Here is a 13,767-nt window from a genome sequence, read left to right as displayed (position 1 = left end):
TCATTCATTACATGTAACATGTTGCATAGTTGGTTTTTGTTCTAAGTAACCTTACACATAACTATTGCATGTATCTATTTTAGTTCCATGTAGCTGCTACCAGCTACTTTTTTTGAATAACATTATCTGCCAATTGTTATTGTTTCAGTTATATTTTCTTAGGGCACAAATAAATAGCTACCCGTTATTTTAATACAATTGCAACATTTTATGCCATTCTTTTTGTGCGAAATAGATGTAATGTGTTTATGCTGCAAAAATAAGAAAATTGTACTGCTGCATGGCTGCTTTTTGAGGCAAGGGTTGTATATGGAGAGAAGCTGTGCTGCTTGGTTTATTCAATTGGTAATCTATATGGCTTTGAAGCCATTCCTACTAATTCCATATACAACCGTTATTTTTGTTTGGCTAAAATCAAATACCATGATGGCTGTTTCTTACAAAAAACTATTATATCGACTCCTCATCATTACCATTTTGGTTAAAATTTTCATTTCACTTTTTGTGGAATTAGGTATTGATGAATCTTATTACTGGATGTATGCCATTCAGCCGGATTGGAATCATTTTGATCATCCTCCTATGGTAGGCTTTTTAATCAGGCTTTCTACACTTAACCTGCATTGGGTAAATGATGTAAGTATGCGGTTGGGGGCTATTTTTTCCGGTGCAGTGGCCACTATTTTTATTTTTAAAACAGGGCGATTACTGAAAAATGAACGCATTGGTTGGTATGCTGCATTAATTTATAACTGCTCAATTTATACGGCAATTATCGCAGGCATGTTCATTATGCCTGATAGTCCGCAAATGGTATTTTGGACGGCCGCTTTATACCTGATGGCAGTATTATTGATGCAAAACAAAGAAAAATCGTTGGGCATTTGGTTGTTATTGGGTTTGATGATTGGACTGGCCTTATACAGTAAAGTGCATGGTTTGTATTTATGGACAGGGTTTGGATTATTCATTATCATTAAAAAACCGAAATGGTTGTTGAATTACCGATTGTATGTAAGTGTGTTGGTAAGTTTGTTGTTTGTAGTGCCCATTGTGTGGTGGAATATTCAAAACGATTTTATTACTTATCGGTATCACTCAGAAAGAGTAACACATACCACCATTCAGGTAGATGATTTTTTGAGAGAAGTAATTGGCGAATTTGCTTATCAGAATCCGGTTGTTTTTATATTATTAATTGTTGCCATTATTTATGTAATTAAAAATCGTTCTGCCATTTTTAATGCTATCATCAATACCTGGATTATTTGCATGAGTATACCGATGATTTTTTTATTTTGGGGCATTTCCATGTTCAATGCAACGCTGCCGCATTGGAGTGGGCCGGCCTATATTCCATTGTATTTTTTTGGGGCCGTTTATTTAGAAAAAATATCGGTTATAACTGTACCTGGGTTTTTAAAAACTGCTTATTGGCTGCTGGGTGGTACGCTTTTATTGGGTATATTATTGGTGCAGTTGGCACCGTTTAATTTAGGCAGTCAGGATAAAGCCAATTTTGGTGAATATTGCCCAACATTAGATGTAAGTGGCTGGACAACCTTTAGTCATCAGTTAGATACATTAATGAAAGCCGATGTTGCTAAAGGAACAATGCAGCCCGATGCACCCATTATTGTAGGCAAAATGTTTCCGGGCGGGCATTTGGAATATTATACCCATCGAATTACTGGACATCGAGTAATTGCGATAGGGCCATTAGATGAAATACACAAATTTGCCTGGTTAAATAATGCCCGAAAACCTTTGCAAATAGGGGATGATGCTTATTGTGTGGTACCCTCTAATTTACCATTTGATCCTCATAAAGCATTTGATAAATATTTTACCACCATTGAGCAACCGGAGGTGATTAATCAAATAAGAGGTGGTAAAATAGTGCGGTATTTTTATGTATATAGAATGAAAAATTGTAAAGCATTACCTACACCTTTAAAATTATAAACCATCTTTTATTGTATCAGTGTGCTATCGGCAGGTGGTTTGATAGTTGTATTTTTTTCTTTATTACCGAACAGCTTTTCAAAATCTTTTTTATACGATAAACCGGCGCCTTGCCTGCTGGTTCTACCTAACGCACCAGCATTGATGTCTAAACTGTTTTTACTGAAAATGATGGCCCGTAATTGTCTGTCTTTGGTTAATATAATTTCTAAATTAAAATCAGGAAGCCATTGAAAGTTGCCACTTTGGGCTGCTGCACTAATACCAAAGTCAAAATCGCCGCCAAAGCTTACTATTACATTATCATTAAAAAAGCTTTTCCCAACTTTAAAATTAATCCTACTTCTGTCTAATGCATTGGTATTGGTGCCAATACCTGCGCCTGTTGTAGAGGATAAAATATCACTGCTGCTGTATACAGAAGTACCCAAATCTACTTTCAGGCTTTTATCTTTTGTAATTTTATATACAATATTTGACACTGCTTTATTCAACTCACGTGTTATAATTTGTGAAATAGTATTTACACCAATGTTGGTGAAATTGGTATTTGCTCCGCCAATATCACCGTAAGGTGCAAAACGTTCTAATACAATCAGGTAGGTTACCTGTTTCAACATTTCGTTTTGATTATTTTCTATTTTGTTGATGAACTCACTAAAAGTGGGATCTGTTTTTAACGGGCTGCCTTGCGGAAAATCTAATTTAAACGTAATATCAGGATGGCTTAATCGGTTTCTTAATTCAGCAATTACATATACCGAACCACGGTATGCACGGCTTGTTCCGCTGAATTGGCCGGATTGATTACTAATTAAATCATTTACACTAATATTTTCTGCAGTGTATTGGGCATCAATATGCACATCTGCATTAAACGGATCTCCGTTCCATTCAATAAAATTACCGGCATCAGGTTTTAAAATAAACGGCTTTCTGATGAAAGATTGAAAGTTGAAATCATAGCTTCCTTCTTCAATATTGTATCTTCCCCGAATGGTTAAAGGGTCTTTAGTACCTACCCTGATTTTTAATCGGCCATTTCCTTTGGCTTTAATCACATCACCACTTAAGGGATCTAATATTACATCAACATTTAATTTATTATTGGCAGCAACATCCAAATCAACCAGTAAATTAAAATTACTGTTCTGCCTTTCATTGGTCATTTCTGTTCCATAGGTTTTAAATACAATAAAATCAGCTTCGCCGCTTTCTTTACTAACCGAGTTTGGTATATATATGTGTGATGGAACATTAATGTCTCCAATGATGGTTAATTTGGCATTTTGTTCGGGGCCTTTGAAACTTAATGTGGCTTTTCCGGTAGCATTACCATAAAATTGGCTATTGTCGATGGCTTTGGTGTTCAACATAATTAATTTGTTGGTAAACAAATCAAAATCAAAAGCCAAATCTTTAAATCCTCTTTCGTATAATTTTCCTTTAATCAGTCCAATATTATTTAAACTATCTTTTATATAAAATTCATTGAAATTAATGCCATCATTTTCAAATGATATATTGGCAGAATCAATGGTATAATACACTTGTGTATACAAAACATTCAGAGCAGCTTTTTTCAATGTAATATTGCCATTTAAATCAGGTTCAGACGGGTTGCCCTGAATAATTAAATGACCGGTTCCGTAACCTTTTAGCCTGTTGAAAATATCACCAATAAATTGTTCAACATAATTGATTTTGGTATTTTCCAATTGTATATCAACATACAATGGTTTGTTGGTACTGTCTTTGGTTTTATAATAACCCGTAGCATTAATATGGTATTCTTTATTTGGTGCTGTAACAGTAAAATCTAATTTTCCTGATATACTGGTATATAAAGATTGTATATTCACTATACCTACAGAGTCATCATTCAATCTAAATTGAGTAGATGATAGTTTAGCTTCTGCAGTAAATGGACCGTAAAAATCACGTAAATAAATTTCTCCATTGGTGATGCCTTCCAGCTTGGGATTTTTGATAAATAATGCCGTAATATCTCCTAAAAATATATTTTTTAATTTTACAATAAGATTATTGGTATTGCCGCCTTCTTCTTCGTCGGTTTCTACGGTAATTTCCTGAAAGCCCTGTATGAATTTTACATTACTGGCCGAAACAAAATTTTTACGCATTACAATTTCACCCTGCTTATCTAAATTCCACTTTTTTTCATTTAATATAAATGAAGATGGGTTAAAGTGTATACGTGCACCATCATTTAAGGTATACACATCAGCATTCAGCAACACATTTTTCAAAACATTATTGGTACTTGTAGAAAGATGTACAACAGAGTGATCGTTAGAAGCTTTGATGGATAATTGTGTGTTGGGAAATTGAAGACTGTCTTTTATTTGAATATCGCTGATATTACCTGATAGTAACAAACTATCGTAATTTCCAATACAATTTAAGTTAATGCCCGAAACTGCATATTGGTCATATTTTGCATATGGTACCAATGCAGAAAGTTGAAATATACTTTTGACAGTGTTTACACGTCCGGAAATATCTATATCGTTTAATCCGGATATTTTTTTGTTGTATATCTGCAACAGGGGCTCAATATAATCGGTTTTCAGGGTTAATGTAAAATCCTGATTAACGGCAATTTTTGCAGGCTCATTAAAGTAGGCAGGGTAGTAGCGATGCAGGAATGACTGAAAGCTGTTGGGTAAATCAAGAATGGTAAATTTTCCTGCTATTGTTCCGTTGAAATTGTTGCTGCCAACTTTTAAAAATTTTACTGAATCGGCTGAGTAACCGGAAGTAAGGTTCAGTGAATCGAAACTTAATTGGGTATCGGCAGATGTGATGGTAGCATTTAAAAATTTTGCACTACCTAAAAACTGGTCAATTGTTTTACCGGTAAAATAAATATCTAATAACCCGGTTAGTTGCAAGCTGTCTTTATAAAAATTTAAAACTTTTAAATTGGCATTCACCAAATCGCCCAAAATGTTAAAGCTGGGATCCGGCTTACTTAAATCTACTTCTACATTACTATTAAAATTCATGTTTGGATCATCAACCTTAACTTCACCATTAAAATATTTTTTTTGAAAGGTACCGTTGGTGGTTATGTTTGAATAAGTGTAATGATTAAAATCGAGCGATGCAATTTTTCCTTCAATTTGTGTTTTGAGTTTCTCAATATCAAAATTACTGCCTGAAATTTTACCTGTAAAATCAACATAACCTAACTGGCTGATGCGTAAAAATTTGCCGATATTGAAATGGTTGGTAATAATATTTCCAGAATAAGTAATATCCTTTTTTTGTGGTATTTGCATGGTAACATTGGCCGCAACACCACCCAATCCTGAAGTGATGGTACCATTAGAAGTAAAATTATAAATAGTGCCATTAAAATTTCCCTTAAACAATGCATCGCCTAAAGTGGTAAGATCGGGTACTTTCATATCTTTTACCGAAGGCGCAAAAAGAACAACATCATTATAATTGGTTTTAATGGTGCCATTGTTAAAGTTGATGATGGTTTTATTTAAATTGGGTAAACCCTTCATAGCAAGGCTGCCACTGATATAACTGCCGCTGCCAATGCGGGCAAATAAATCCTGTACCGAAAAATTGGCTACTGTACCTTCAAAATGTCCGTTAATATTGATTTGTTTTTTCCAGTCTTTTAGTTCCGGTGCAAAATAGGCAATATCATCACTGTATACCGAGGCCTCCGTAAACTTAGCCACCATGGTAACAGAATGAATATATTCACTAAAATCATCATTAAAATGTTTGAATTTCATGGCATAATAGTTGGTTAATCTGCTTTTATTGGTAAGCAGATCTAATTTTGCCAATTCTATAATGTGCGGATTGATGGTTAGTTTTGTTTTTAATCTTTTTATTTCAATACCGCTTCTTTCTTTTGCAGCAATGTCTGCAATGCAGTGTAAAGTATCTTTTATCAAACTTACCTCATCAAAATGCCCGGTTAATTGTTGAATGTAAATATGGCTTCCATCAAAATATGGTAGTGGTTTTTTATCATTTCCTTGAACAGAAAGTGTTCCGTTTTTAATGTTGAGTTTTTTGAGATGCACTAAAAAATTACCGGTATTGAACTGCAATCCTGTATCGGGTGTATTGGTTTGGTGGTCTTTAATTCTGATTGAATCGGGGCGTAATTCATGAATATTGGCTATTTCAAAATAAGGATGATCCAGATTTAATTGATTGATAGAAAAAATTCCTTTGTTTAAATTGATATTGTCTGCATCTAATAAAAGAGAATTCAATTTTGCCGTCATACGTTCTCCGTGCCATTCATCATTTTTAATAAAGTGAATGTTATTGAATTCAAGTTTTTTCAGATTCAGGGTTATTCCATTTTTTGTGTTGGTTGATTTTGGGCTGGCGAAATGGTCAACAATGTACTGGAAATTCCATACACTGTCCTTCCTTTGTAATTTTACAACGGCATCATCCAGTCCAATATATTTTAAATCGGCTGAATCTTTTAAGAAAAACCAGTCGGTTATTCTAAGCTTTAAAGCACCTGCATATAATAAAGTATCTTTTTGCCGGTCACGTATTAAAGTTCCATCTAAATTGAGTTTATTGAATAAGGTAACGTTTATTTTTTTAATGCTTACTTCTGTACCTAAGGATTTAGATAATTTTTTGGTGGCAATGCCGATTAACCAGTTTTGAACGATAGTTGTTTGTATGGCAATAAATGCCAATAAAACAAGCGCTATTACAATAAATACAAAACGCCTTAATATGGTGAGTGTTCTTTTCAGGTGAGTAGTTTTATAAACAGAAATTAATCAATCAACGCAATATTCCAAATACAGTACCAAAACTAAGGCTTCTATGTAAATGATTGCGATGAAAGTGCATTGAAGTTGTTAAGATTTTTATTCCTGAATGAGCTGCTGCAGTTGATGATAGGTGATGCTGGTGAAATCTGTAATAATTTTGTCGGCAGCTGCTAATTCACCGGCTGTATGTGTGGTTGTTAATGCAATTACTTTTAAACCTGCTGTTTTGGCTGAAGTAATACCTGTTACTGCATCTTCAAAAGCAATGCATTGCTGAGGTGGTAATCCCAGCTCAAGGGCTGCTTTTTCATAAATTTCAGGATGTGGTTTACCATGTGTAATATGAACTGAATAAATAATTTCTTTAAAATATTGCCGAATGGGCAGGTGTTGTAACATAAAATTTATATTGTCTTTTATGCCCGATGTGGCAATTACCATAGGTATTGCATGTTCTACTAACGTTTCTAATAGCTCCATTAACCCGGCAACCGGTTGAATATATGGTGCATAGATTTCCCGATAAATGGCCTCTTTTTCGTTCGTGTAATTTTTTATATCTGCTTCAGAAATCTGATTGCCAAAAATGTATTTTAAAACATCTACATTTGTTTTGCCGTTAAAATGTGCTAAATATTCTGCTTTTGTTAGCGGGGGAATATTTCTTTGCTGATAAAATATTTGCCAGGATTGTAGGTGGTAATCGTTGTTATTGATGAGTGTTCCATCTAAATCGAAAGCAACGCCAAATGTTGGTATCATATAAAATGTTAGCCGATGAAAAAATGCTGTATGTGTAATATATTAACGAAATATTGAAAATATATCGGTTGTTTAATACCCGGCCACTGCATCATCGCCACGGGTATCTGCAGCTGTTTGCCTTTCTCCATTCTGTAATATTTTAATAATTTCTGTTCGGCCAATGCTACCCCGTTGTTGAATGGTATAACCCATTGCTTCTAAATCTGAAATGGTGCTTTTAGGAAAATCGGGTTCTACAAAAATTACATCGGGTAACCATTGATGATGAAATTTTGGAGCAGCAATGGCTTGTTCTGCGCTCATATTGAAAATAAGTACATCTACCAATGTTTGAAATACAGAGGTAGGAATAGTGGTACCACCGGGTGTACCGCAAACCATAAATGGTGTATTATTTTTTAATACAATTGTTGGCGACATAGAACTGAGCATGCGTTTACCGGGTTGTATGGCATTGGCTTCACCGCCTACTGCGCCAAACATATTGGGTACGCCGGGCTTTACACTAAAATCGTCCATTTCATTGTTCAAAAAAAATCCGGCACCACCTACAACCGTTCTGCTACCATACCATCCATTCAACGTAGTCGTAATACTTACCATATTACCTTCTGCATCCATAATGCTAATGTGTGTGGTTTCTTCGTGCTCGGGTATTTGTCCCTCTTTAATCAGTTTGCTGGGTGTAGGTTTTGTACTGTCGTAATTTACCATGCGTTGAGCAATATATGCATCGCTTGTAAGGGTTTTTAATGGAACTTTCCAATAATCCGGATCGCCCATATAGGCGGCTCGGTCTGCAAATGCTCTCCGTTCTGCTTCTACCATTAATTGTACCATTTTAACCGATTCAAAACCATATGATGCTAAAGGTTTATTGGCAATCATTTTCATGAGTTGTTCAACAATAATACCCCCGCTACTGGGCGGGGGCATTCCGATAATGGTAAAATCCTGAAAGTTAAAAGTGAGGGCAGTGCGTTCTGCAGGCCGGTAATTTTTTAAATCATTCAATGTTATAATGCCTTTACCACGTTGCATTTCGGCTGCAATTAATTGGGCTGTTTCACCTTCATAAAATCCTTTTGCTCCTTTTTTGCTGATACACATCAATGTTTTAGCCAGGTCTTTTTGTATCAGTGTATCCCCTTCCTTCCAGGGTGTTGCTTTTACAAATGCATTGGGCTTAGTATTATAACGTATAAATTCAGCTCTTTTGGCATTTAAGAGATGTGCTTCTTTTGTGGTGATTACAAATCCGTGTTCAGCTAATTCAATGGCGGGTGCAATGAGTTGTTGAAATGGTAATCTGGCATGTTTGTACATAGCAAAAATACCGGCTATGGTACCCGGAACGCCACTGGCCAAATGACCATCTTGCGATAAATGCATATCGGGATTGCCATTCTTATCTAAGTACATATCTCTTGATGCATGTTCGGGTGCCGTTTCTCTAAAATCTAAAGCTATATTTTCACCATTACTTTTTCTGGCCACCATAAAACCTCCGCCACCTATATTTCCGGCTTCAGGAAACACTACTGCCAGTGCCAATTGTGTTGCAATGGCGGCATCAAAAGCATTGCCACCTTCCTGCATTATGGCAGCACCAATCATACTGGCTAACGGATGTGCACTTGCTACGGATGCATGCAGAAAGCCGGCAGACTTATGAATGGTGTAATGAAAAGGGTCGATCTTTTTGCCTGCTCCAACCAGATTGTTTTCTTTTTGGGCATATAGCTGAAAAGGGAAACATGCTGTAACCGTAAAAATAATTACAATAATTGACAATATATTTATTTTTTTTGTATTTAGTTTGAAAGCAAAGTACATAGTGCAATTTTTTTTATAAATATTTTATAACAGCAATTTACAGATTATTTGTTGATGGTGTAATTTTTCAAATGGTAATCATTTTATGTAACTTTTCCACTGTTTAGCAGATGCATTGTGTACATCAATTTTTCCTGTTCATACTTTTTCAATTTTCAACTATTGTGTTCAATAAAAAGAGGCTGTCTCAAAAGTCAGAGGCAGCCTCTTTTTATTCGGTAAATGGGGTGGAAAAAATTTTCATTTAAGCCATTCTCAAACGCTTCATTTTTCTTTTGAGACTTCCTCTTATTAATAATTGCGTATGAATTTGTGTGGCTAAACCAATTAAAATTTAAAACCAATAGTTGCTACAATATTGCCCAAATTGCCGGTTTGTATGGCATAGGTATTGGGTTTGTCATTTAAATAGTAAGGAAAGTTGGCATCTTTCATAAAAGTGTAAACATAAGTCAGGTCAATGAATATGCCATGGTTTCTGTATCCTACACCACCACTGGTTACAATTCTATTCGCCTTTACTGCTGATGCAGCATAAGGACTACCATAATAAGCTGCACCTAATCGAAACATCCAGGGATCAAATTTTAATTCACCACCAATACGGGCATTAATATTGCCTTTGTAATAATTTTTTACGGTACTGTTAAGCTGGCTGTAATAATCAATACTCGATTGGTCTGCATTGCTGGCAGCTCTGAACCGGGCACCGCGGTAGTTTACATATTCTAAATCGGCACTAACAAAAGCTCTCTGTTTATGGGTGTTGGCTACTTCTCTAAATACATAACTGGCGCTGGCAATGGCGCGCCATGGGGTAACGATACTATATTGACGTGTTCCCGGATTGCCGCTATTTAATTTGTCGCTGGTTTCGGTTCTCAAACCTGCATATGATTCGGTGTTGGCAGTAATGGAAGAACGTATTTGATCGTTAAATGAAATGAGTTGTGGGGTGTGCAATGCAAAACCTATACGCCAGAACTCTTTTGGTTTGTATAACATTCCCAGTTTTAAACCAACGCCAACCCCCTGCGATTTAAACGTTTCATGATAAGTAAAATAAGCAAAGTTATTGTTGGGGTTATTGGTAGCATCGGTTTCAGAATAAGTTAAATCACGTTGATACGATACAATGGGTACCGTTAAACTACCCCCAATATATAACCTGTCGGCCATATTGCCGGCCAGACCTAAAGCAATTTCATTGTAGCCACCTCTAGTTACTGCATCGTACGATTGGATAACACCTGTTGAAATAGGTACCAGACTTTGATAGCCTGCTACTGATCCGTTGGGGCCGCTTAAGGTATCAATCAGGTAGGTTCTGAATGCCAGAGATGAACCAAAAATATAATTGCTTAAGGCGGCATTGGTATCCGCCCTGTCGCGGGTCAGTTCTTCTAAATACTGTTCGGTAAAAGAACTCATATTGTTAAATCCACTGTATTGAATATGATTGTTGTAATTGGCTAACTGATTTACCGAAAGTGAAAAAGCAGAACTGGTAAATTTACTGTCGCTATACCTGCTGGGTGTACCAATTACGATACCACTGGCACCATACATAAATGCATTTTTTTTAGCAGTTGAATCGGTGCCTCTGTAATTGAGTTTGTTGTTATTCATTAAAAAACCGGGTGATAATACCAACTCTCTTGTTTTATACAATCCCAACCCGGCCGGATTTACGTTGGCTGCGGAAATATCGCCACCTAATGAAGCCATAACACCACCTACAGCCATATTTCGGGCAGAACCATTTTGGGTAAACCATGCAGTACGCAAAGCATCTTCAGGAGTTTGAGCCCATAAACTCTGGCTCACTAAAATGCATAGAATGGGTATTAATTTCTTCATAGATTGGCTTTAGTGCTGAATCTTACAAATAGTTGAATAGGTTTCAATCTTTTTTAAAATTAATTTCTGGGTCCGCGGCTACCGGAGGCACTACTGCCTGCACTATTAAATCCGCCACTTCTGCCACCGGCATTACTGCTGGGCGTAAAGGTATTACCGTTGGTATTAAAAGTTCGGGCGGGGCGGTACCAGCTATTGTTATTGGGCATATTATTGTTGCCTGTGGGAGAAGTAGAAAATACCCGGCGCACCAAACTGCCAAAACTGTTACCAGGCGCATACATATTGCTGCCTTCTTTCAGTTGGCGAACATAATTGGTATTATTGTAATTTCTATTCAGGTAGGCAGATAAATAACTACCTGATGTAGATCTGCTGATGATGGATGGGCTTTTATAGCCAATTAAAGTAGCAGCAGGATTGTACCAACTGTTCCAACCATATCCCAATCCGTAACCATAACCATAGCCATAAAATGGCATCATGCCATAACCGGAGGTGTAATAAGGGCTCCACATATTCCAATAAGGGTTCCAGCCATTATATCCCAGATAAGCCCAGTTATTGTATATTGGAAAATTATAGCGGCTGTCATACCAATAACTGTAATCATCTAAAGGTGCCCACAAATAATAGTTGTGCACTTTCATGCTTAAATAACGGTCGTCATTATAATTTTGAAACTCCTGATAACGATCTTCCTGACGGGTTTGGTTAACAAATGCATTGCCATTAGCAGGTGAATAATATAAATCATCTGGTGTTTGGGTTGATTTATAAGCGGTAGAGCAACTGCTTAGCAGGGCTGCAAAAACTATTGTTAATAAAAAAGTTGTTTTCATATTCATGCGTTTTACAAAATTCGTAATACTAAGTTACATACATTTGCTGCATTCTTTTTTCAAATTAAAATTACATCAAAAATGTTGCCTGCATTAATATTATCTTAATTTTTATGTTAACGATATGTCAATTACGGGCTTCAAGTAAATAACAAAAAAAGACACAAAAAGTTATGGCGAAAGAACTAACCTCACGTGCTGAAGATTACGCCCAATGGTACAACGATTTGGTCATTAAATCTAATTTGGCTGATTATAGTGCAGTTAGAGGCTGTATGGTTATAAAACCCTATGGGTATGCACTTTGGGAGAACATGCGCAATGCCCTCGATGCAATGTTTAAAGAAACCGGCCATGTGAACGCCTATTTCCCACTTTTTGTACCCAAAAGTTTATTTGAAGCGGAAGAAAAAAATGCGGAAGGATTTGCAAAAGAATGTGCCGTGGTAACCCATTACCGCTTAAAAACGGATCCTGACAGGCCGGGTAAATTAATGGTTGATCCGGATGCTAAATTAGAAGAAGAATTGGTAGTAAGACCTACCAGTGAAGCCATTATTTGGAATACCTATAAAAACTGGATACAATCATACCGCGATTTACCTTTATTAATTAACCAATGGGCTAATGTGGTTCGGTGGGAAATGCGTACCCGCCTGTTTTTAAGAACTGCTGAATTTTTATGGCAGGAAGGGCATACTGCACATGCCACACAGGAAGAGGCATTGGAAGAAACCCGTAAGATGCTGGATGTGTATGCCGATTTTGCCGAAAACTGGATGGCTGTTCCTGTTATTAAAGGAGTAAAAACCGCCAATGAACGTTTTGCCGGTGCAGTAGATACGTATTGTATTGAAGCATTAATGCAGGATGGAAAGGCATTGCAAGCAGGTACTTCGCATTTTCTGGGGCAAAACTTTGCCAAAGCATTTGATGTAAAATTTAGTGATAAAGAAAATAAGTTAACTTATGTATGGGCTACCAGTTGGGGGGTTAGTACCCGCTTAATTGGCGCTTTGGTAATGGCACACAGTGATGATGGTGGATTAGTATTGCCGCCTAGAATTGCACCGCTGCAAGTGGTAATTGTGCCCATTTATAAAGGTGATGAACAAAAAGCCATGATTGCCGAAAAAGCTTTGGCTATTGTTCAACAGTTAAAGAAAAAAGGGATTAGTGTAAAATTTGATGATAATGAAAATACAAGGCCGGGCTGGAAATTTGCACAGTATGAAATGCAGGGTGTGCCGGTTCGGTTGGCTTTGGGCATTCGTGATATTGAAAATAACGTGGTGGAAGTGGCCCGAAGAGATGCCAAAACCAAAGAAACAGTTTCATTGGAGGGTATTGATGTTTTTGTTGAGCAATTATTGGATGCAATTCAAACAAATATTTATCAGAAAGCACTGGCTTACCGTAATGAACATATAACATCTGTGAATAGTTGGGATGAATTTATGGAAGTATTAGACAATAAAGGTGGTTTTGTTGCAGCACATTGGGATGGCACTTCAGAAACAGAAGATAAAATTAAAGAATTATCTAAAGCTACCATTCGTTGTATTCCGCTCGATAACCAACAGGAAACGGGTGCATGTATACTAACCGGAAAACCCTCTGTGCAACGTGTATTGTTTGCCCGGGCTTATTAATCAACAATGCTCTGCAAACCAATTCACATTATTTGCTGAGAGGGTTGC

7 protein-coding genes are annotated in these 13,767 nt (G+C 36.6%); 2 read left to right on the top strand and 5 right to left on the bottom strand.

Annotation, left to right across the window (positions count from 1 at the left end):
* Positions 1-423: 423 nt before the first annotated feature.
* Positions 424-1,965 (top strand): ArnT family glycosyltransferase, encoded by a 1,542-nt coding sequence (locus AC3QLY_RS15695; RefSeq protein ID WP_176712993.1) that lies wholly within the window; start codon positions 424-426, stop codon positions 1,963-1,965.
* 8 nt (positions 1,966-1,973) lie between these two features.
* Here AC3QLY_RS15695 and AC3QLY_RS15690 read toward each other — a convergent pair whose 3' ends face one another.
* From AC3QLY_RS15690 to AC3QLY_RS15670, 5 genes are all read right to left on the bottom strand, one after another.
* Positions 1,974-6,683 carry a translocation/assembly module TamB domain-containing protein gene (locus AC3QLY_RS15690; RefSeq protein WP_492990059.1) on the bottom strand — a complete coding sequence of 1,570 codons (4,710 nt, stop codon included), beginning with the start codon at positions 6,681-6,683 and terminating at the stop codon, positions 1,974-1,976.
* Positions 6,684-6,860: 177 nt separating this feature from the next.
* Entirely contained in the window at positions 6,861-7,526 is a 666-nt protein-coding gene (locus AC3QLY_RS15685; RefSeq protein ID WP_218330659.1) for an HAD family hydrolase, read from the bottom strand.
* A 72-nt stretch (positions 7,527-7,598) separates the two neighbouring features.
* On the bottom strand, positions 7,599-9,323 hold the full coding sequence (gene ggt, locus AC3QLY_RS15680; RefSeq protein ID WP_228733115.1) for a gamma-glutamyltransferase: 1,725 nt from the start codon (positions 9,321-9,323) through the stop codon (positions 7,599-7,601).
* Between the two features lie 369 nt (positions 9,324-9,692).
* Positions 9,693-11,225, bottom strand: coding sequence for an OmpP1/FadL family transporter (locus tag AC3QLY_RS15675; protein WP_218330657.1), 1,533 nt, complete (start codon positions 11,223-11,225; stop codon positions 9,693-9,695).
* A 59-nt stretch (positions 11,226-11,284) separates the two neighbouring features.
* Positions 11,285-12,067 (bottom strand): hypothetical protein, encoded by a 783-nt coding sequence (locus AC3QLY_RS15670; protein ID WP_218330656.1) that lies wholly within the window; start codon positions 12,065-12,067, stop codon positions 11,285-11,287.
* A 173-nt stretch (positions 12,068-12,240) separates the two neighbouring features.
* On the opposite strand from AC3QLY_RS15670, the gene proS reads away from it, so the two are divergent.
* Positions 12,241-13,719, top strand: a complete 1,479-nt coding sequence (gene proS, locus AC3QLY_RS15665) for a proline--tRNA ligase (RefSeq protein WP_074420736.1) — start codon at positions 12,241-12,243, stop codon at positions 13,717-13,719.
* Positions 13,720-13,767: the final 48 nt, after the last annotated feature.

The sequence above is a fragment of the Hydrotalea sp. GW822-HT8A01 genome (assembly GCF_058798575.1).
Note: the sequence above shows the minus strand (reverse complement) of the source record. Positions and strands in the feature narration are given on the sequence as shown.

What these genes read in the sequence shown, in the direction of transcription:
- AC3QLY_RS15695 (WP_176712993.1), top strand. Translation starts at nt 424, where the DNA reads ATGATGGCTGTTTCTTACAAAAAACTATTATATCGACTCCTCATCATT.
- AC3QLY_RS15685 (WP_218330659.1), bottom strand. Translation starts at nt 7,526, where the DNA reads ATGATACCAACATTTGGCGTTGCTTTCGATTTAGATGGAACACTCATC.
- AC3QLY_RS15675 (WP_218330657.1), bottom strand. Translation starts at nt 11,225, where the DNA reads ATGAAGAAATTAATACCCATTCTATGCATTTTAGTGAGCCAGAGTTTA.
- AC3QLY_RS15670 (WP_218330656.1), bottom strand. Translation starts at nt 12,067, where the DNA reads ATGAAAACAACTTTTTTATTAACAATAGTTTTTGCAGCCCTGCTAAGC.
- proS (WP_074420736.1), top strand. Translation starts at nt 12,241, where the DNA reads ATGGCGAAAGAACTAACCTCACGTGCTGAAGATTACGCCCAATGGTAC.